This window comes from Virgibacillus siamensis (assembly GCF_039522605.1).
Taxonomy (GTDB): Bacteria; Bacillota; Bacilli; order Bacillales; family Amphibacillaceae; genus Lentibacillus; species Lentibacillus siamensis.
Window position 1 is genome coordinate 582373 of sequence record NZ_BAAADS010000025.1, and the last position, 19513, is coordinate 601885.

The following is a 19513-nucleotide window of genomic DNA, read 5'->3' on the forward strand; positions in this document are numbered from 1 at the left end:
GGTGGAAACAAAAATATCCTGCATACGAAATTCCGAATAAAACGCAAAAAGTGCCGAATCATCGACCCTTTTTTCCGAATAAATTTAAAAAGTTCCGAAATAAGTTCCAAACGTGCCGGATTACAACCCAAATCTGCCGAAAAAATTTTGGGGCAAAAAAATTAAACGGAAGAGAGAATTCTCCCTTCCGTTTTAAAGTGTGACAGGTATTTCGTAGTTAAATTTAATCTGAAAAAATGTACGCTAAATCAAGGTGAAAACCATCCAGGAATTTAGATTTAAGTTCCCCTGTCTTTGTCTTCACGTCATGTTGGGGGTACTCCGAGATACGTGTAAAATTAGGACATAGGATGGGAAATGTTCCCATCCATTAATCTAATACCAATCGTCCATCTATTGGATGAGGCGCTAACTCTAAGTTAATCGTGTATTCTCCGAACCTTTTAATGTGACTCATTAAATAGGGGCTTAGATGACTAATATCCTCGGCGTATACCTCATAACCTTCCTTCGATAAGGAACTTAAAACATTTGTAAGATCTATAACATTGTGAAATATTAAGGCATTGGATACCAGTTCATTGTACTTTATGATTTTTTCTTGCTGTTCCGGATCGTTTGTAGCGATAATCCCTTGACCGCCAAATGAAAGCCAATCCGAAAAGCCATGAAAAGCTTCGACTTTGTTCGTCTCGGCTGTAATTTGTTTTCTGACATCCATATCAGAGATGTAGAATAATAAGAAAATAGTACGAACCACACGCCCGAGTTCACGAAAGGCTTGATACAGGCGATTTTTACGACTATAATTGCTAAGCTTCTGGAGAAGAAGAGGCGACGACATTTTCCCAGCCTGGATGGAAAGCACGACTCGCATAAGATCTTGCCAATGTGTTTCGATTAATGGCCAATCAATGGCATCGCTAAATAACGCATCGATATGCCGGTACGCAATATCTTTCGTAGGGCGATAAAATTTTAAAGCTTTGATGTTCCGAATGCGAGGCATAAGTTGGATGCCTAATAAATAGCTGAGCGCAAAGACCGGAGTGGATTGCCCCTGCGTATCTGCAAACAGAGTATCCGGTTGAACATCGGACTCGTTCTTTAAAAGTCCTTCTATAATATAGACGGCTTCCCATACTCCACAAGGAATGAAATGGCTAAATAAAGCGATATAGTTGTCCGAAATATGGTGATAGGCAATTCCTCCATATCCCCCATATCGAATATGATTTTCAGCAAGCAAATTATTCTCATACGTATCACGTTGAGTTCCATCTGCTGCAGCTGTCTGACCAGTTCCCCATCGCTTGGGAAGATCCAAGGTTGCATAAGCATTGATAATATCTTGATTAGCTTTGTCCAATTTTTGCACCGTAACATGGCGTTGATGAACAAAGGAAAGGGTTTTGGGCGTGATATTTTCTCTCATATGTCGTGCAGCTTGACTAGGACCTAAATTACACCCATGTGTAAATGTATTCAAGATATATCGTTCTTTTGGACGCTCTAATTTGGGTTCTGAACCCGAAAGAGGGCCAAAGTGACGACTCCAGTTCACCCAATAATCCACATTTCCAAGCATATCTATTACATGATGCTCAGGCATATTTTTCTCGATGGAAGTTTCCAGGCGCTTGAATGAAGTACCGGGTTTTTTACGTGGTGGTTTTTTTAAGATGGGCCGACCGTCGTCATTGATAGTTACAACGTTCTCTTTTTGAGGGTAAGAATAGTCGACCTCTTTTAATTTTTGGATCATCCATGCTTTTAACTGATTCACAAATCCTTTACCATCCATGGGAAAGCCCATTTCATGGCAATAATCTTCCAGCATTGGTTGGCATTCGTCCCAACTTAACAATTGGTCTCGATAATCAGCATAGGTTTCTGAACCGTGCACACAAATGTCCCCGGTCTTTAGTTCCTGGGCGATGTATGAAAAGACACAAACCTCCAAATGCCTGCGATGAATTTTCCACTCACCCCTTTGTTTCACCCGAACCGTTCGCTTCCATTGTCCCGTCGCAAAGGACAAGTCAACGTGATCGGGCAGCCAATTGGTTTTTCGATGATGGTTCTCCATGATAAAATCTAGGGCTTGCAGGACAGAAGTATCTTGACTCGTCGATGTAAGGGTCAGGGTTTCCACCAAACGGAACAGGGTGGAGCGATAAGACCGAAAGAATTTGAGAATAAGTGGCAAGTAGTTATTGCCATGATACGACGCTACAGCTTCACAGTCATCTAGCAGCATTCGTACATCGCCTCGAGCTTTCAAGACATCTTTGATTTTTTGCCCGGCATCTTCGACACGACTATCCTCCTCCAAGGCATATAGGACTTCCGTGAATGTTGAAACGAGATGCTCAGTCTTTTCCCGCTGCTGATTGCGGATCCGTTCTAATTCTTTTTTGCCGGCATTATGGAGATTTCCCATGCGTTTCATAAGCATCATTGCCAGATTATCCCTGGTTTTCATCTGAACATTGTTGATCAACGACAACACAAGCGTATAACGTTTTGCATCGCTAAAATCTTTTATTTCCTGGACATCTAAGACTTTCGCTTGACCGGCAAAATGTTTGATTTTTACGGGAGGAATCTCTGCTAAATATTTGTTTGCATCTCCAAATGACAGCAACCAATGGTAGAGATCAATTTGTACTTTAATTTGGGATAGATTAGGTTTCTTGGGTAACTGCTTTAAGCGATTATATGGACTGTAAAAATGGTTTCCGTCTTTATGTAACAACTGATTGATGTGCTGTCGTTCTTCTTGAGGTAACTGTTCCATGACGTTGTGAAAATATTGTTCGTTGATGAGTCGACGAATACGTCGAGCTAAACGGTCCAACGTGCTAAATGCCGGGAGTTCATAAGATTGGTTCACGAGTTCAGCCACCGCCACACTCACTAAATCAGCCGGATGGTCCATGGTTTCGGCTGATTGTTGAATCGCATGAATAGCCACGCTCTGTGCCTGTTTTCCATAAGAGCGAACGTTGATGTATTCACGGATAAATTGATAATGGCGATAAAGGGTTCGATTGTTTTGATAACCAATCTTTACTTGGTCATCCAAATGAAGGCAGTTTCGAATATGTGTAATAATTGTGGATGGAATACCATTCCATTTAGGAAAGTATCCGAGATTTTGAAAGCACTTCAGCAAAACCATAAGGTTCAGGGTTGAAGAGGATCCACGAGCGATGCTACGAATCCATTTCAATTCCTCTAACGTAGGTGTGTAAACCTTGTCCAATTCGTTTTTACTGAAATTTCGTTTGAATCGTGGGTATGCTGTTCGATCGATAGATGACATAGAGAATCCCCCTGTTATTAAAAATTATAGCAGTTCCATTTTATTTTTTAATTTTTCCTGATCCGGATTGGTATACAGCAAAGTTGTATGAACATTGGAATGACCTGCCTGGTTGGCTACCTCATGAATACTAAGTCCTTTTTCAATCCCATTTGAACAAAAGAAATGACGTAATTGATGAGGCGTCACTGAATTACTAAAATTCTTAAATATGCGATTCACGACCGTCCGATCTAACCTGTCCCGTTTTTTGCTAATGAAGAGATAAGGCGAGTTCTCTGCAGTCGAGTATTTATCTCGTACTTTTAAGTATTGTCTCAGGGCTAGAATAACCTTACTGTTAAAAAGCACAACCCTTTGTTTGTCTCCTTTTCCATTTCGAATAATACATTCACCGGTTTGTAAATTAAAGTCATCTAATTTAACGGCAAGAGTCTCTGAAATACGGAGACCAGTGTAAGCAATAAGGACGACTATGGCATAATTTCGCTTGTTACTACTTTCCAACACGTTTTGCAAAAACTGTTTCACTTCAATCTCTGTCACCTTCGTTGGCGAAGCGTAGGAGGTTTGAACCTTTAACATGTCTGTTTTGTCAACGACATTATCATCCTGTATATTTGTTTCAATCAGAAAGGAGTTGAATTTGGAAAGACTACTAATCTTACGATTGATAGTTTTTGCATTTTGCCTTTTAACATTTTTTAAAAAGCTAACATATTCTAATACATTTTCACGGTACAAGGCCGGACATTCTTTACCATATGAATTGTGAAACCATTGGAAGTATTGATTCATATCTTGTCTATAACCCCTAATAGTAATTTCGCTTTTTGTATTTTTCTGAAGATACGCTGTAAACTCATTTAGAAAATCCATGTGTATGACCTCCATAAATTGTGTTGCATTGCAAATCAAATGTTATTCTGTAAATTGTGTTGCATTAACTATATTCATTATAAGGTTTCAAACCATCTAATGCAACACAATTATTATTGTGTTTCAATGTTTTGAATGGGTATAATCGAAATTAACAACAGAGCTATTTTTATACGAAGTTCATTAAAAAATGTAATATCCATTTAAATCTTTTAGAACTGTAATCTCGTCTGAATAAGTGGAGGTGAAAAAGGTGACCGAGGATCGGCAACTTATTCACGAAATTATGAACGGAAGCGAAGCAGCAATGGAGGTACTTACTAGAAGATACTATAAATCAATTTTTTCTTTTGTATACCGTAAAGTGGGTAATAAAGATAGTGCTTATGATTTAACCCAAGATATTTTTATTAAAATGATTAAAAAGATCGATACTTATTCTAATAAAGGTTCATTTAAAAGCTGGTTATATACTTTGGCCGTCAATCATTGTCGGGATTATTGGAAAAGTGCTGATTACAAGGTCACCTCGAAGCAATCGGAGTTACCTGATTATTTATCAAACGAACAGAATCAGGTTCCTTATATTTTTGAGAAAAAGGAAACGCGGGAACAGGTGAAAGCAGCAGTCGAGGAGCTCCCTGAGTACCAAAAAGAAGTTGTTCTTTTAAAATATTTTCATGATCTTAAAATCAGAGATATTTCCGAAGTAACCAAGGCAAAGGAATCAACGGTGAAATCCCGGTTGAGACAAGGATTGTCCAAACTTGAGGTTATCATCAGAAGAGGTGAAAAACATGAGCAGAAGAGGATGTGAAAACCAAGATTCATTGGATAAAGAACTGCTGGAGCAGGAACGTCGTTTAGCTGGTTTGTTGGATGAATACGATGTTGAATTTCCAAGTGATTTGGAAATGGAGAATACCATTGATGCCATTCGGCCTTACGTTCCGATAAAAAAGAGGAAAACCCTATTATTATATGAGAAGATGATTCCTTTACTGCAAAGATCCGGTCACGAATTTATTAATATAAGTCTTTTGTTTTGGGTTTCTAACACCTTATTTTATATTGTGGGTCTTCTTGTGATTTTCTTAGAAGGAGTCAACCCTTATTTGACCGCTATGTTTCTGGCTCCGATCCCATTAATTTTTGGCTTAATCGAAGTATTAAAAAGCCGGAATGAAGGCATGGCCGAACTTGAAATGACCATGAAACACTCTTTGCAAGAAATTGTGTTATCCAAAATGGTTATTGTTGGCGGTTTTAATTTGATTTTAAATGTATTATTCACCTTAATCCTACCATTATTTACAGATGGAATTTGGCTATGGAAGTTAATTCTTTATTGGATGACACCATTTACAGTAGTTTCGGCCTTTTCATTCCTAATCACCAGTAAACTTAGAAACAGTTACGCTGCAACGAGTGTCTCTATGGTAATTTGGGTGATTATTTCCTTTGGAGTGATTATTTCTCAACAGACAAATAATTGGCTTGATGATATCCATGTTTTTTATTACATTGCATTGAACATATCAGCAGTTACTGTTTTAATAGTACAAATCTACCGATTTAGCAAAAGGAGTGTTTCTTTTGAATTTAACAATTGATCATGTAACGAAAAGATTTGGAAAAAAGACTGCTGTTAATAATTTTAGTGTTGAATTAAATGAGGGCGTGTACGGCATTCTTGGTGCCAATGGGTCTGGGAAAACTACCTTAATGCGTGTTCTTGCAACGATTTCAAGGCCCACTTCTGGCACTATCCAACTTGACGGAGAAGATATATTTCAACTCGATCATGAGTACCGCGAACTACTTGGTTATGTACCGCAACACATTGGTCTTTATAAAAACTTTACAGCGGAAAAGCTTCTAATGTATATTGCGTCATTAAAGGGCTTGGAAAGGGAACAAGCCAAAAAAAAAGTGCCAGAGTTATTGGAACTGGTTGGTTTAAAAGATCACCGTAGTGAAAAGGTCGGTAAGTTTTCCGGAGGAATGAAACAACGGGTGGGTATTGCACAGGCTTTGTTAAATGATCCAAAGATTTTAATTGTGGATGAACCAACTGCTGGGCTTGATCCAAAGGAACGAATTCGCTTTCGTAATCTGATGTCAGCAATTGCATCTAACCGGATTGTGCTATTATCTACCCACATTGTGTCGGACCTTGATTATATTGCGAAAGAAATCATCATCATGAAGCAAGGGGAATTGGTTGCAAAGAACAATCCTCAAAATTTATTGAAGCCGATTGATGAAAAGGTTTGGCTTGTCACAGTATCTGATGAAGAAATAACAAAGTATCAAAATCAGTACAAAATGGGGAATGTGGTTAGAAGAGGGAACGGGATTGAAATTCGTCTAATCTCTGATGAAAAGCCCGCAGAAGATGCCATACATCAAAACCCAAATCTGGAAGACCTTTATTTGTTTTACTTTGATGAGGAGGCCACTTAATGAAAGATCTGGTTAAATTTGAATTATATAAGATGTTTACTCAAAAAACCATTTACCTTGTCGCAGCTCTTTTAATGATTGTCACCTTGTTTTTCCTGTATCAAATGAAAGGTCCGTCTCTTCATTCACTTTATCAAAAATGGGAAGGTCCTGTAACAGCTCAAGAAATTGAATTAGCCAAACAAAAAGATGATGAGATAGTCCAGAAACAGGCAAACCCGAAAGCCGATATCTCTTGGAAAGAATTAAAGTTGCGAAATGTTTATGATGCTGTAATAGAGGTTGGAATGTACAATGCATCACAAAAAAGAAAAATTCATCATATTGAACAAAAAATAAACAATCAAAAAAACCAATCAAACTATGTCCATCACAATCTAAATTTGAAAGAGAAAATGATAAAAGACATAGATTATCAGGATATGTACTATAATAGACCAGCTACACAAATTATTGATTTTGTAGGTACGTATGGCTATGTTATTTTGGGGGCACTCATTGTTGTAGGTCTTTCATCTATTTTCACGCAAGAAGTAACGACCGGAGTTAACCAGTATATGTTAAGTTCCAAACTTGGCCGGCGAACGATAGTCCTTGCCAAAATCATAGCGTCCATCATATTTATCTTTATTTCATTGCTTTTCTTGGTAGGAATCGACCTGGTATATTGGATACTTACGGACGGGAATTACGGATGGAAAGCACCCCTTCAATCCATACAAAAGTTCTGGGAGTCTCCTTATTCCTTTGATTTAGGGTCATATTTATGGATTAAAGTAGCTTTCCAGTTCTTAGCAGCCTGTGGCTTTGCAATGTTTGTCCTATTGGTTTCGGCCTTAACCAGAAATTCCATTATATCTTTTTTCATCAGCGGATTCGTTATTGCCTTTCCGATTTTAGTCGAACAATTTATTCCCTTTAATATGGATACTTTTTACACGCTCCTTAAGTTCACCTATGCTGATATGATGATTGTGGATGTCTTGTTTCAGGAATTTAATACCGTTAATTTGTTTGGATATCCAGTTTTATATCCCATATTTGCAATAGGACTGTTGGTAGTATCTACATCTTTAATTGTATATCTGCTTTACAAGGTAATGGCCAAGAAACAGGCTGCGTAAAATATTAGTCTCCAGATGTGAGGACACAATTTGGTATAAAAAAAATAGAAAAAGAGGAAATCTTAATCGATTTCCTCTACCCAATATTGATTATATTAATCAAACCATTCGATTTTAATAGTTTCTTTTTTATCAGTTGACTTATTCAGTTCTACGTATAGTTCCTCTTTTCCAGAATCCCCACCAATACCACTCCAGGTTACACAATCTTTATTTTCACTTCCGGAATTAATCGTTTTTTCATCTTTATATTTATCATCCGGACTGACGGGGTCATTTTCCCACAACTGGACAGTGTAGTCATGATGTAGATCGGTGAAACACGCTTTAACACCACCACCGGCAAAAGAATGGGGGGTAGTGACATAATCTCCATCTACTTCTTTCCACTTATCAAGAGCTACGGTTTGCCAACCAGATTTATCGGTAGGGTGGTATTCTTTCGAAAATGCAGGTGTACTAAAAGGCTCTGATGGTTGATCTGGAGCATTATAAACGATACCATTTTCATTTGTACCTGCCGCAAATGCCGGGGTAGTTATAACAGCTGCTAATATCATAGAAGTTAAAATAGTTGTTAGGAGTTTTCTCAAGTTAATCACCTCCCTTCCAAAGGAGCCGGTTAATAATATCGGAAATACCAAAAACCGGATGGAATTTTACAATAATTTTACTTCCTTTACTCTTTTATATCATAAATGCTAGATTTGTAAATATATTTTAACAAAAAATGAGCATTAAGAACTATAAATATTTTGACAATTAATACAAAAGCCCCCCCCTAAAATTTGCCTGACTTGTAATTGACAAAGTTTGTTAAACTTTTAAAATCCTAAGTGAGTTTTATTCCCACGCTATGTCCTAATTTTACACGTATCTCGGAGTACCCCCATGTTGTTCATACTTTTTGTCATCATTTAATGTATATACCGTAATCGTGTCCAGCATTGGGTTTACTATCCAATACTCCTTGACACCATAGTTCATATAGATGTTCAGCTTTGTCACCAAATCATGAGATTGATTGGAAGGGCTTAAAATTTCAACAACCACGATTTTAACAATAGGGTAGGTTTAAATTTTCTATCCCCACCGCTCCTGCAGTAACTTAATCTCCTTTCGGTGTGAAACCACCTCTTTCGGCGTCTCCAAAATAAACGGCACATCCGTTAAATCCGTTGTCTGCATCAGCTGATCAAATTGTTCCAGACGAATATACCCACCTTCAAAAATATTAGCATGACGGTCTTTTCCTGAGCCGGCAGCATATTTGGAGTTGTTGAAATGAATAGCTTTAAGGTGCTCAAAGTAGCCGAGTTCCGTCCCATTCTCGAGTACTTCATCCCAGTTTTGACCATTCCATAAACCGCTTGCAAATGCGTGGCAGGTATCCAGGCAGAAACCTATTTTTTCCTGCTGCTCCGATAAGTGCCGCACCTGAACAAGTTCCTCGAGCGTTGTTCCGATTGTGCCGGGTTTTCCGCCGGTATTTTCCAGCAGTATTTTGCATGTGCCTTTCCATTCGTCAAGCACTTCATCCAGCATATTAATCATGAGCCGGTAACTTGCGAGTGGATCATGATCATTGATTAGCTTGCCGAAGTGTACGACGACACCAATTGACCCGCATGCATCGGCTATCTCAAGATCATTTTTCAGCGATTGCACGACGTTTTCTTTTTTCTTATCCGATTTTGGCGTGAGTGATGTTGGATATGGTGTATGAGCGATGGACTCGAGGTTGTTTTCAGCACAAAACGTTTTGCAGGCCGTCGCATCGTCAATGCTGAAATCTTTCACGGACAGACTTCGCGGGTTTTTGGGGAAATATTGAAAAGCTGCTGCATTCATCGCCGCTGCTTGTTTTGCAGCGCCTAGATATCCATTTCGTATCGATACATGACTGCCAAATTTCATAAAAGCTCACCTGCTGTTGACATTGTGTCCAATAAAATGTAAGGCAGGGCCACTTCCGAAGAATGAGGCCTGCCCCAGAATCTGTCCGGCAATTCAGTCAGATTTTTGATCAATCGTTCCTTCTGCATAATCGTCTGATACCTGCTCGTGCGTTTCGGCCATTCCCTTTTCAAATTGACTTTTCCCCTTATAATAAGAGGCATTAAAATTGTGTTTCGCAATGTTGCTGCTGTCTTTTTTGTCGATTTTATTCTTCCGTTTGTCCTGCATCGTTAACCCTCCATTAAATTGATTTCCTTCACAACTTATCTTGCAGCAAACCAGGCTTTTCATGCAGACACGAAAATACTGCGCTCCGTTTCCATGGAACACAGTATTCTGATAGGAATCGTTAGTTTTCCGAACGGCCGTTTGTGCAGCAGCACTGTTCATGTTGAAATACTTCTGCTAATTTCTGCTGCATCCGGCAGGGCAGCATCCTGTAGAATAACCCCTGGTATTTGATGTCCAGCAGTCCTAATATGACAACGATCCCTAGTATGATCGAAACAAGTGATCTTTTATCCAAATTTGTCCGCTCCCGTCGAATATACTCAGTCACGCAGCTTTTTCGGATCGTTTACTTTTATCGAAACGACCTCTCCGCAATCCAAACATATCGTGTATACTTTTTCTGTTCCAATTGCCATTTTCTTATCCACCGGACGCAAATTAATGTAATCCATTGCCTCTGTAAATGCATCCCCTCCACAATTGTGGCACGTCTTGTCCAATTCCATCATTTAGCCCTCCATCACATTTATTCTAAGTTCAGCTTACCAGAGGACAGCGGAATGAGCTATATAAAAATACAAGAGCAAAAGCGGAAGCGCCCGTTTAGCGACGTACAAACTGCGCCCTGCCATTTAGTGTGGGTCGGCGTTGCCGCGCAAAGCGGCGGTTTTAGCCGATCTTCCTTAAATGAGATAAAGGAAACACGCCCCTTCATAGGGGTGTGTCGACGTTGGCGCGGGAGGCCGGTTTTAGTCGGCCTTCTTTAAAGTACGAACCGATGTTGACTTTCACCACTCGGGTATAAGTGCGACTAAGCCTCTGGTTTCACCATCGGCAAGTCTTCTTTATCGTAGTGAGGAAGTGTGAAGTTTGGGACTGCGCTAAATGCTCGTCCCACCAAGTTCACTGCTAGTCGCTGGGTGCTGGAGCCGGACAAACAAAAAACCGTATCCGCTCACCGAATACGATTCCCCGTTGCTAGGTTAATGTTACGCTCCATGAAGATGGCCGTCTTTTGCCACCTTTCCAACTTTGCCGGCAACTTCTGAGGACACCTTAGTGGTCCTTAGGGTTCCATGCCCATATAAAAAGGATCGTATTTCTCCCTTGCTCAAGCCCAGTTCCCTTGCTGCTTTAATAAGAACAACCCATTCATCATCAAGTTTACCATGCAAATCAGTCATACACTCCTCCTTCACTTTCTTTGCTAACTCACACCAGGCGGCCCAATCTTTTTTGATGGATACCAATAAGCTGCCAAATTTTTTGACAGATATGCTTCTTACTGGACTATCAGATTTGTATTCCCGCGGCGTATGCTGTGGTGGGAACATTCTACTACGACGCTACCATATCCCCCATTACCGATTCATTACCAGCCGGGAAAAATTTAAATTGATTCAACCGATCCGAATCCTCGTTTCCAGTTCCGAAAGCCGCTCCTGTAAATGGATATCATTCTGATAATAATGAACAGCCAATTTCATATAGTCAATGCAGATGATACGGTCATTGTTCTTTTCATGATAGTCAGCAAGAAACAGTGCCATTGTACCCTGTTCTTGTTCCAAGTAATTGCGGAGATCGATAAACCATTCGTCGTACAATCCCGGCAGCGGGTTATCCGGTGCTTCCCTAAGCAGTTGTCTGTAAGATTCCGCCCGCGCCACAGCATTGTTAAGCTGGTGGGCATGCTTGATTTTTTCCATATAATCACGAATATCGCATTGAATATGCCCACGTAAAAACACAAATTCCTTATCACTCTCCAGAATCGGAGTGTTTGTATTAGTCTCAAACAATTTCTTCAGATGGTGCAGAGCGACACGCAGGCTGTTTTTGGCACTTTTTAGATCAGTTTCCGGCCAAAACACATCACACAGCTCCTCCCTTGTCACCGATTGTTTCATGGCAAGATAGACGAGCAGCTGCATTGCTTTTCGTTTACTCCATTGACCATGCACCCGCTGACCACCCAAGTAGACACTGAAGCCGTTCATACAGTTAACATCCAATGTACCAGTATGTACTTTTATTGAGTTAATTTCTCTGTACAGTTCGTCGTTCAGTTTTTGACGATAATCCCTGTAGTTCTGGTCCGGCTTGCTTGTGCTTTTTTCAATGAATTGATGAATCCAATCCGACACCAGACCAGGCTGATCCATCTGCATCATAAACGAGGCATTCGGTACGATGAAATGTTTCGCATTTGGATAAAGTTGAACACTTGCACCAAACAATTCAGGCGGATAGACGGTATCTTCCGCTCCTGACAGCATTAATGTCGGTACATGCACCCGCCCTAATTGTTCCGCTGCATCATCCTCAAAATGATTACGGAACAGGGCAAAATAATCCTCCGGGGCGACCCGGTCATATGCCTCAAACAGAACGGCTGCTTTTTCTTCGGTGAGTGGATAGCAGTTTTGTGTGATAATCATTTTGGCCAATGGGTGTAAAGAGCCGACTTCCTCCACCCACTCTCTGCGTCGTTGAATAATGTTATTGCCGAGTTTTTTTGGAAAGTAAACCGGAGCTGTCATCAATGTCAGTGTCTGCATGTTTTGTGTGTGCTGATTTCCAGCATGCCTGACACCAATAAATCCGGAAAAACCCTGTGTAATCAAGTGGTAATTCCGGATGTCGAATACGTTAATGAGAAAAGCCAAATCCTCTGTCAGCAAATCAAGCGACAAGGTTTCATTACCTGGTTCGCTTTTTCCAAATCCGCGTAAATCATACATAAATACATGATAATGCCGTAAAAAATACGGTACGATATGCTGCCAGCTGTTCATGTCAGGTCCCAATCCGTGCAACAGGATGAGCGTCTCCTGTGCATACGGGTTTTCCGACCTATATTTCCGGTAATGAAAGGAAATATTATTTCGCCTAATGTACGGCATCAACAACACTCCCAATGTGAATTATTCCCCGGGAAATCCCGGAAAGTACATTCCATCTGTGTTCGTCCATCTATGTAGTTATGATAGGTGTCCAGCTATGAAACAAAATGTGCACCCAATCTCAAAGCGCTGGTTCTTTATTCTTATGCTACCAAACTTTTGACATGCAAACTAGAAAAAAATTCCAACAATTGCATGCCTATACGCGCATTTGTATACCTTACAATATGCTTATGCCGTGCAGGTAATGCGTTAAACCGATATAATAAGGGTACAGTAAATTTCAACTGGGTGGTGTAACGATGAAACACTTAGCTGTATTTTGCGGTTCAAGCAATGGACTGTCCGAGGCTTACAGAGATGGTGCTGTTCAGCTGGGACAGGAACTGGCAAAACAGCATATCACACTTGTGTATGGTGGGTCGAGCATTGGGATTATGGGTGCCGTTGCAAATACCGTTCTGGAAAACGGCGGCAATGTTATTGGTATTATTCCCAAAATGCTGGAGGCAAAAGAAATCTCCCATCCAAATTTGACAGAGCTGATTGTGGTGGATTCGATGCATGAACGCAAGGCAAAAATGGCCGAGCTGGCTGATGGATTTATGGCCTTGCCTGGCGGGACAGGAACATTGGAGGAATTCATCGAAGTTTTCACTTGGGCACAGCTTGGAATGCATCAGAAACCATGTGGCCTTCTGAACATTAACCATTATTATGACCCGCTAATATCTCTGATACATCATATGGCAGATCAAGCATTTCTACAGGAACAATTTCGTGAGATGGCTTTGGTTGATAATCGTCCGGATGTCTTGCTGGATAAATTCAATTCATACGAGCCACCTGCCGTAAGAACGTATATTAATCGGAAACAAACGTGAATTGACGTTGTAAAAATTAGAAACTTGGTTGTCAACAAGCTTTTGGTTAACAGCCAGTAAGAAAGGATTTAATTCTTAACCGCCAACTAAACAACCACCCGGTCCAATACACCTGGGTCCGGGTGGTTGTCTGATTTATACAACTTGATCGTTTTCACGAGGTTACCACAATCAGCGACCCCGCCCTGTCTCACGATTTTTTGTTTCAAGCAGATTTTCCTGTTCATCATTATGTCTTACGATGTGTGACTTTTCTCGTACCTTAAATACATGGCAATCGCATCATCGGCAATCTGTTTCAGTGACTGTTCCTTTTGCAGCGCGAGAATTTTCAGCTCCCGATGCAATGTCGGATCAATCCTGATTTGTTTGTCCTCGTATGTCTTTTTATCTGCTGCCATTTCTTGTAAATCCCCCTAATTGATCTCTTTTTACACCATTTCTTTGTCAGATTATTCAGCATGACAACTATAGCTTACACTAAATATGGTCTTATGTCACATCATCTACTGATTAATGCAAGGTAAATATTACCATCTGTTGTATACAAGGCAGACTTATGATCGAGGAAAAGTTGTTAAATGAAAAATCGTGGATATCCTTTACGAAATCATGGAGATATGTTTGTCGGCCTTTTCGTACATATATTTTGTGAAATTAAATAGGCTTCATCACGATGAGGTCCATTGACCGCCATTCACATGCAGTGTTTGCCCGGTGACAAAGCGGGAGTCATCAGATGCGAGGTAGACAAACGTAGGGGCCACTTCAAATGGCTGGCCTTGACGTTCCATCGGATTAGGGGCCTGGGTAACAACATCCGCTGAGAAACTTGCCGGAATAAGCGGTGTCCAGATCCGCCCGGGGGCAATCGCATTCACACGGATTCCCTGATCGACAATATTATTGGCGAGTGCGCGTGTGAAGCCGACAATGGCACCTTTTGTTGCGGTATAATCAATCAACTGGTCATTCCCTTCATACGCCACTACCGAAGATGTATTAATGATGGAACAGCCTGCCGTTAAATGTGGGAGTGCCGCTCGTGTCGTGTAAAAATGCGAATAAATGTTAACTTTGAATGTATCATCAAATTGTTCATCAGAAATATCGAGCAGACTCAATTGCTGAAACTGGATGCCAACATGATTACACAGGACGTCAAGCTTCCCGAATGCTTCGACCGTATTATCCACGATGTCAATACATTGCTGCTTGTTTCGCAGGTCACCGGGCAATAAAAGACAATGCTGCCCGAGTCCCTCAATTATGTCTTTAGTCCGCCATGCGTCTTTATGTTCATCCAAATAAGCAATCGCCACATCAGCACCTTCTTTAGCGAAAGCAATTGCTGCTGCTGCACCTATTCCACTGTCTCCACCTGTAATCAGGGCAACTTTTCCGTTTAGTTTACCGCTCCCTAGGTAATTCGGGTTATCAACAATAGGCCTGGGGACCATACATTCCTCAACACCCGGTTGACGCAGCTGACGTTGTTCCGGAACTGTAATCGGAACATCCTCGTAACGCGTGATTTTTCCGTAATTGGGATACATCGGATATGTTGGATCATGATGATTTTCCTTAAAATTGCGCTTTTCTTGTGACATAGGCAGCCTCCCAGAAAAAATAATATCTGTTTACGTTATGTCACCCTGATGTCAATTGTGCATGACCGAATTCCGGCAGAAAAATTCTCCATGAACGGTCCCATATTCGGCAATAATTGAATACAGTGATGGTGATAAACGTCCAAGGAGGTTAGCACGATGCAAGATTGTCTGTATCATCCTACAGTTGAACTTTTGCTCATTAACCAATCCAATGAGGAAGTGCAATTACTGTACAATACCAATGCATCCACATGGTCCATGCCCAAAATAGGCCCAAGACCGCCGTATTACACAAACCCGCGCTACGTGAACTATTATCCGGTAATATAGACGTGTTGAAACAGGAACTTCATTCTACTGCTCAACCAGCCATAAGATAAATTCCAGTTCCTTATTGGTCAGTTTCCGGTTTAATTTATGTTCAAATTCCTTAACGAGTTCATCATAGCGAGCACTGCCACCCATGATCTCACTGGAGTGTCTGCCATTACCCCAGCCTCTTACCAATGGAATCATGGAGTGGTAGTCACTCATTACTTTTTCGTAATTGTACTCGTCCGATAGTTTGCTGTATACCAACCTGCTGCAAGATATCAAACTCCCCTTTCTGTGTTCAATATTCAAGTCAAACCGCCTGATCAACCGATTGAAAAGAAAGCTATCAGCTAAATGCAGGTCCCCTTTTTAAAAATATGAAATTTATGGAATCCATGCAACCTGAACTGCTTATGGGGAAATAAAAAGAATGTGGAGTCGAATTTTTTCTGCTTTTATAGCGGCTTTCCCAAAAATAATCACAACGTATGATTCCCGAATCCATCCCGAAACCAATAATCCTCTGCATCTTTAAACAAGTGAACCACTTGATTCGTGTTCGTATCGTAAAAAAATATGATATAGTCCTCCGACCGATCCATCACCTTCAAACCATATGGAAGCGTCGGATAGGGAAAAACAGCAATCTTTTCAACCTCTATTAAATCTTTTATACCATGTAAAACTGCTTTATAAGACACTTCACGATAATCCTCCCATCTTTTGGTGTGTCACTGTTTGTTTTCCCCAGACACATAAATGTAATCTTGATTCGACAAACTTAGTGCACAGTTGAACATCTTTTCATACATCAAGCAGTCAAAATACTCTATTAAAGGGGCTTGATCATTCCTCTGTATTCTGGCTATCTTCCCGCTGCTTCCTTTTTTCGACAAACATTTCTATCAAATGACCAAGACCAGCACCAATGATTCCGAGAAAAACACCGCTAAAAACCGGAGCATCCAGAAATTGCAGCATCTTAACCTTTAAATGAATGTGGGCTGTGAGTCCAATGTTCATCCCGGCAGTCAATCCAAAAAAGAGCCCGGTAAAATAAACCTTCTTCAATTCCGTATCATACTTATGTCTGTGCCTGATAGCCATTGCCTTATTGTAGGCCTGCCACATGGAAAATGCGAAAACGGATGGATAAAACAATCCCCATTCATAGTTTATGATTTCATGTGCTTTTGCAAAATCTCCATGGAATGAATGCATCAATGCTATATTTAAATTAGAATATAAATTCAGGACAATTTCCCAGGTAATCAGCAGAAGCCCGAGCAAGTAATCCCGATTATACAATTGTCCGAATCCCGGCAAAGCAAATGACCAAAGCATTGCAGTCACAGGAGATTTATAGATGTCAGCTTTTTTCATTCAGGTCCTTCTTTCATAAGGGTATTCACGTTGTAAAACTGGAAAACAAACCGAATCAGATAATCTGCAAACAGAATGCTGATGTTCATTTTTTTTCCGAAAATTTGTGAAGGATATCGAATTAGCTTATGGGCCGTAGCAAATAAGTCCATCATGCCTGATAAAAACCCGGCAAGCAAAAAGACAATGGTCCAGTCTTTACGCGGACCCTTGTTGAACCATATAGGAATCATTACCAAACCGAGCAATGTTAAAAAACCAAGAAAACCTTTTTCCTTCTGTTTCATTATTTCCTCCCGCAAAACTTATTTATCCAAAGAAAGCCGCTCAAACGATTCTCTTTTGGTCAGCCAGTCGCAAAACATATAAATAATGGCATAAATCGGGATTGAGAATATAGATATCCATCCGGTCATTACATAGTAACCGGCCCAAACAAAAATCGGCTCACCGATGAACGCAGCCAGCAGACCGTAGATAATTCCCTTCTTCCAGATGGCAATATGCGGTTTTACCTGTATTAAGAACATGATGGTCACAGGCAGCAGGGAATAGTGAAAAGGTGACCATGACGGAAACGATGGAAAGACTTTACCGGTGTAATGCCACAAACCAAGGGATGTCCCGATGTAGTCAAAAGTCATGCCAATGATGATGGAAAACAGACCAGCGTATAATAACCGGTGTGTACTGTCTTTTTTATGATAAAAAATCCAGCATATCCATGGGAGAATGGTAAGGATAGCGGCAATCCACCAATCCCAATGGAGAAAAATATGGTCCAGCCAAAATTGCGATAATTCATCATGAAGCTGATCAAACCGGTCAAAGAAACGTTCCATTACTTCTTGTTGTTGTTCTTTATCCATTCCGTTCTCCTTTTTTCTGATAGGATTTGCAGCCAGGAGAACTTTTATGCAGCAACAGATGTGTACTCGAATTCCTGCTGCTCGAAACTCACCTCGTAAAGTTAATCAAATAAATTGATGTGTTCCATGACTGCAGAAATTTCCTAATGCTGGAACCCGATGGTGTTAAGGAATGTTTTTTCATAAATAATGGGTTATTGTACATAATAACGTTAACTAACTTAATCAGAGAGGGATTATTATGAGCGATGAGAAAATTCACTTAACATCTTCGGAAATTGCGTCACTTTGGACCGCTTATATGAATGACAGTATGGCAAAATGTATTTTGGGATTTATGTTGCAACATATCCAGGATCCTGAAATTAAACCGATGGTACAGGAAACATACGATATTTCGTGCGCTCATCTTGACAAATTAACAGCTATCTTTAAAGACGAACAGTACAGTATTCCGAATGGTTTTAATGAACAAGATGTGAATATGGATGCACCCTGGCTGTTCACGGACACTTTTTGCCTTACCTACGTCAATCATATGGCGAACGTTGGAATGCTTACATATAGCGGAACGGTTGCATTGAGCTATCGGGAGGATATATGCACGTATTTTTCACAGGCGTTACATGAGACCAATACCCTTTACACGAAATCACTAAAAATTGCGCTCCATAAAGGGATAAATTCACGGCCGCCTTACATTGAGGTTCCCAAAGAAACAGATTTTGTGGACAGTAAAAAATATATGAGCGGTCTGAATCCATTGAGCAGCAAGCGTCCGTTAAATGCTGTTGAGATCTCCTATTTGTATATGAACATTACAACAAATTCCATAGGGTTAAAGTTGTGCCTCGCCTTCGCACAAACCTCACCATCAAAGGAGGTACAGGAATTTATGCTGCGTGGCAAACGGGTGTCCAGTAGACATATTAAAACGTTCGTTTCCACGTTGATGAAGGATGATATTCAGGCTCCCCATGTACCTGATGTTGCCGTAAGTGATTCCACAACCAAAACCTTTTCCGATAAACTAATGATGTTTCACGTATCCCTTTTAACTGCAGCCGGAATAGGTAACTATGCCACCGCACTGGCAGCCAGCCAACGGACAGACCTGGTACTCAATTACGAGCGGTTATCGCTGGAAGTCAGCGGACTCGCCAAGACGGGCGCTGATATTATGATTAAAAATAACTGGCTGGAGCAGCCGCCAGGGATCAAGGACAGGGAAAAGCTGGCGCGGAATAAAAGGCAGAGTTGAGCGGGCTTGTTTAAAAGTGTGGTCTTGTTAAAGACTGCACTTTTTAGATTTTTTTAAGTTGAAAATCGAGCATATATGTGCTGTTTTCGAGCATATCAGTCCTAAAATCGGGCATATCAATTGATATTGTCCCTATAAAATAGACAGTTTTAAAATCGTGCAACCATAATGTTAATTTTATTAATGGGGGCGATGATTTATGGGAACGAAAAAGTATTCATATGACGATAAAGTGCAAGTAGTTAAGAAATTTATGGAGGGGTACCCCTCCAGCCGATTGGTGAAAGAATTTAAG

Annotated in this window: 22 protein-coding genes and 1 pseudogene; 7 read left to right on the top strand and 16 right to left on the bottom strand. The window is 40.5% G+C overall.

Annotation, left to right across the window (positions count from 1 at the left end; genetic code table 11):
- Positions 1–370: 370 nt before the first annotated feature.
- The gene (locus ABD010_RS17990; RefSeq protein ID WP_343816289.1) at positions 371–3328 is read right to left on the bottom strand and encodes a Tn3 family transposase; all 2958 of its coding nucleotides are present in this window, start codon (positions 3326–3328) and stop codon (positions 371–373) included.
- 24 nt (positions 3329–3352) lie between these two features.
- Entirely contained in the window at positions 3353–4207 is an 855-nt protein-coding gene (locus ABD010_RS17995; protein ID WP_343816292.1) for a tyrosine-type recombinase/integrase, read from the bottom strand.
- Positions 4208–4460: 253 nt separating this feature from the next.
- Between ABD010_RS17995 and ABD010_RS18000 the strand changes: the two genes are divergently transcribed.
- Genes ABD010_RS18000 through ABD010_RS18015 form a run of 4 tightly spaced genes read left to right on the top strand, consistent with a single transcriptional unit; the run spans position 4461 to position 7797 of the window.
- The gene (locus ABD010_RS18000) at positions 4461–5024 is read left to right on the top strand and encodes an RNA polymerase sigma factor (RefSeq protein ID WP_343816294.1); all 564 of its coding nucleotides are present in this window, start codon (positions 4461–4463) and stop codon (positions 5022–5024) included.
- Complete coding sequence (locus ABD010_RS18005) at positions 5005–5820, top strand: hypothetical protein (RefSeq protein WP_343816297.1); 816 nt, start codon at positions 5005–5007, stop codon at positions 5818–5820. Before ABD010_RS18000 ends, ABD010_RS18005 begins: the two co-directional genes overlap by 20 nt.
- Entirely contained in the window at positions 5804–6673 is an 870-nt protein-coding gene (locus tag ABD010_RS18010; RefSeq protein ID WP_343816300.1) for an ABC transporter ATP-binding protein, read from the top strand. Before ABD010_RS18005 ends, ABD010_RS18010 begins: the two co-directional genes overlap by 17 nt.
- Entirely contained in the window at positions 6673–7797 is a 1125-nt protein-coding gene (locus ABD010_RS18015; protein WP_343816303.1) for an ABC transporter permease, read from the top strand. Before ABD010_RS18010 ends, ABD010_RS18015 begins: the two co-directional genes overlap by 1 nt.
- 95 nt (positions 7798–7892) lie before the next feature.
- Here the strand turns inward: ABD010_RS18015 and ABD010_RS18020 are convergent, their stop codons facing one another.
- The 7 genes and pseudogenes from ABD010_RS18020 to ABD010_RS18050 all read right to left on the bottom strand — a co-directional run bounded on the left by ABD010_RS18020 (position 7893) and on the right by ABD010_RS18050 (position 12893).
- Positions 7893–8390: a hypothetical protein gene (locus ABD010_RS18020; RefSeq protein ID WP_343816305.1), complete on the bottom strand. Its 498-nt coding sequence runs from the start codon at positions 8388–8390 to the stop codon at positions 7893–7895.
- 301 nt (positions 8391–8691) lie between these two features.
- Positions 8692–8850: pseudogene (locus ABD010_RS18025) on the bottom strand (Uma2 family endonuclease); the annotation flags it as partial.
- Positions 8851–8880: 30 nt separating this feature from the next.
- Entirely contained in the window at positions 8881–9714 is an 834-nt protein-coding gene (locus ABD010_RS18030; protein WP_343816308.1) for a deoxyribonuclease IV, read from the bottom strand.
- A 93-nt stretch (positions 9715–9807) separates the two neighbouring features.
- On the bottom strand, positions 9808–9984 hold the full coding sequence (locus tag ABD010_RS18035; protein WP_390350842.1) for a YozQ family protein: 177 nt from the start codon (positions 9982–9984) through the stop codon (positions 9808–9810).
- A 323-nt stretch (positions 9985–10307) separates the two neighbouring features.
- Positions 10308–10496 carry a hypothetical protein gene (locus ABD010_RS18040; RefSeq protein WP_343816310.1) on the bottom strand — a complete coding sequence of 63 codons (189 nt, stop codon included), beginning with the start codon at positions 10494–10496 and terminating at the stop codon, positions 10308–10310.
- A 480-nt stretch (positions 10497–10976) separates the two neighbouring features.
- A complete protein-coding gene (locus ABD010_RS18045; RefSeq protein ID WP_343816311.1) occupies positions 10977–11171 on the bottom strand; it encodes an anti-repressor SinI family protein in 195 nt (64 codons plus the stop codon).
- 216 nt (positions 11172–11387) lie between these two features.
- Entirely contained in the window at positions 11388–12893 is a 1506-nt protein-coding gene (locus ABD010_RS18050) for an alpha/beta hydrolase (protein ID WP_343816314.1), read from the bottom strand.
- 302 nt (positions 12894–13195) lie between these two features.
- Here ABD010_RS18050 and ABD010_RS18055 point away from each other — a divergent pair, with 302 nt between their 5' ends.
- Positions 13196–13777: an LOG family protein gene (locus tag ABD010_RS18055; protein WP_343816316.1), complete on the top strand. Its 582-nt coding sequence runs from the start codon at positions 13196–13198 to the stop codon at positions 13775–13777.
- A 236-nt stretch (positions 13778–14013) separates the two neighbouring features.
- Here ABD010_RS18055 and ABD010_RS18060 read toward each other — a convergent pair whose 3' ends face one another.
- Together ABD010_RS18060 and ABD010_RS18065 are read right to left on the bottom strand one after the other, a co-directional pair.
- Positions 14014–14178, bottom strand: a complete 165-nt coding sequence (locus ABD010_RS18060) for a hypothetical protein (protein WP_343816320.1) — start codon at positions 14176–14178, stop codon at positions 14014–14016.
- 270 nt (positions 14179–14448) lie between these two features.
- Entirely contained in the window at positions 14449–15387 is a 939-nt protein-coding gene (locus ABD010_RS18065) for an SDR family oxidoreductase (RefSeq protein WP_343816322.1), read from the bottom strand.
- Between the two features lie 159 nt (positions 15388–15546).
- Here ABD010_RS18065 and ABD010_RS18070 point away from each other — a divergent pair, with 159 nt between their 5' ends.
- On the top strand, positions 15547–15720 hold the full coding sequence (locus ABD010_RS18070) for a hypothetical protein (protein ID WP_343816324.1): 174 nt from the start codon (positions 15547–15549) through the stop codon (positions 15718–15720).
- A 24-nt stretch (positions 15721–15744) separates the two neighbouring features.
- On the opposite strand, the gene ABD010_RS18075 is transcribed toward ABD010_RS18070, so the two are convergent.
- The 5 genes from ABD010_RS18075 to ABD010_RS18095 form a co-directional block, all read right to left on the bottom strand.
- The gene (locus ABD010_RS18075) at positions 15745–16014 is read right to left on the bottom strand and encodes a hypothetical protein (RefSeq protein WP_343816326.1); all 270 of its coding nucleotides are present in this window, start codon (positions 16012–16014) and stop codon (positions 15745–15747) included.
- Between the two features lie 170 nt (positions 16015–16184).
- Entirely contained in the window at positions 16185–16406 is a 222-nt protein-coding gene (locus tag ABD010_RS18080; protein WP_343816329.1) for a hypothetical protein, read from the bottom strand.
- A gap of 145 nt (positions 16407–16551) precedes the next feature.
- On the bottom strand, positions 16552–17088 hold the full coding sequence (locus ABD010_RS18085) for a hypothetical protein (RefSeq protein ID WP_343816332.1): 537 nt from the start codon (positions 17086–17088) through the stop codon (positions 16552–16554).
- Entirely contained in the window at positions 17085–17375 is a 291-nt protein-coding gene (locus tag ABD010_RS18090) for a hypothetical protein (RefSeq protein ID WP_343816335.1), read from the bottom strand. Before ABD010_RS18090 ends, ABD010_RS18085 begins: the two co-directional genes overlap by 4 nt.
- A gap of 18 nt (positions 17376–17393) precedes the next feature.
- Positions 17394–17957: a CBO0543 family protein gene (locus tag ABD010_RS18095; protein WP_343816338.1), complete on the bottom strand. Its 564-nt coding sequence runs from the start codon at positions 17955–17957 to the stop codon at positions 17394–17396.
- Between the two features lie 241 nt (positions 17958–18198).
- On the opposite strand from ABD010_RS18095, the gene ABD010_RS18100 reads away from it, so the two are divergent.
- Positions 18199–19218: a DUF3231 family protein gene (locus tag ABD010_RS18100; protein ID WP_343816341.1), complete on the top strand. Its 1020-nt coding sequence runs from the start codon at positions 18199–18201 to the stop codon at positions 19216–19218.
- Positions 19219–19513 lie beyond the last annotated feature (295 nt).

Coding starts and splice junctions, on each gene's coding strand:
- ABD010_RS18005 (WP_343816297.1), top strand. CDS start 5,005: ATGAGCAGAAGAGGATGTGAAAACCAAGATTCATTGGATAAAGAACTG.
- ABD010_RS18100 (WP_343816341.1), top strand. CDS start 18,199: ATGAGCGATGAGAAAATTCACTTAACATCTTCGGAAATTGCGTCACTT.
- ABD010_RS18035 (WP_390350842.1), bottom strand. CDS start 9,984: ATGCAGGACAAACGGAAGAATAAAATCGACAAAAAAGACAGCAGCAAC.
- ABD010_RS18030 (WP_343816308.1), bottom strand. CDS start 9,714: ATGAAATTTGGCAGTCATGTATCGATACGAAATGGATATCTAGGCGCT.
- ABD010_RS18040 (WP_343816310.1), bottom strand. CDS start 10,496: ATGATGGAATTGGACAAGACGTGCCACAATTGTGGAGGGGATGCATTT.
- ABD010_RS18090 (WP_343816335.1), bottom strand. CDS start 17,375: ATGAAACAGAAGGAAAAAGGTTTTCTTGGTTTTTTAACATTGCTCGGT.
- ABD010_RS17990 (WP_343816289.1), bottom strand. CDS start 3,328: ATGTCATCTATCGATCGAACAGCATACCCACGATTCAAACGAAATTTC.
- ABD010_RS18070 (WP_343816324.1), top strand. CDS start 15,547: ATGCAAGATTGTCTGTATCATCCTACAGTTGAACTTTTGCTCATTAAC.
- ABD010_RS18065 (WP_343816322.1), bottom strand. CDS start 15,387: ATGTCACAAGAAAAGCGCAATTTTAAGGAAAATCATCATGATCCAACA.
- ABD010_RS18055 (WP_343816316.1), top strand. CDS start 13,196: ATGAAACACTTAGCTGTATTTTGCGGTTCAAGCAATGGACTGTCCGAG.
- ABD010_RS18050 (WP_343816314.1), bottom strand. CDS start 12,893: ATGCCGTACATTAGGCGAAATAATATTTCCTTTCATTACCGGAAATAT.
- ABD010_RS18045 (WP_343816311.1), bottom strand. CDS start 11,171: ATGACTGATTTGCATGGTAAACTTGATGATGAATGGGTTGTTCTTATT.
- ABD010_RS18085 (WP_343816332.1), bottom strand. CDS start 17,088: ATGAAAAAAGCTGACATCTATAAATCTCCTGTGACTGCAATGCTTTGG.
- ABD010_RS18095 (WP_343816338.1), bottom strand. CDS start 17,957: ATGGATAAAGAACAACAACAAGAAGTAATGGAACGTTTCTTTGACCGG.
- ABD010_RS18060 (WP_343816320.1), bottom strand. CDS start 14,178: ATGGCAGCAGATAAAAAGACATACGAGGACAAACAAATCAGGATTGAT.
- ABD010_RS17995 (WP_343816292.1), bottom strand. CDS start 4,207: ATGGATTTTCTAAATGAGTTTACAGCGTATCTTCAGAAAAATACAAAA.
- ABD010_RS18015 (WP_343816303.1), top strand. CDS start 6,673: ATGAAAGATCTGGTTAAATTTGAATTATATAAGATGTTTACTCAAAAA.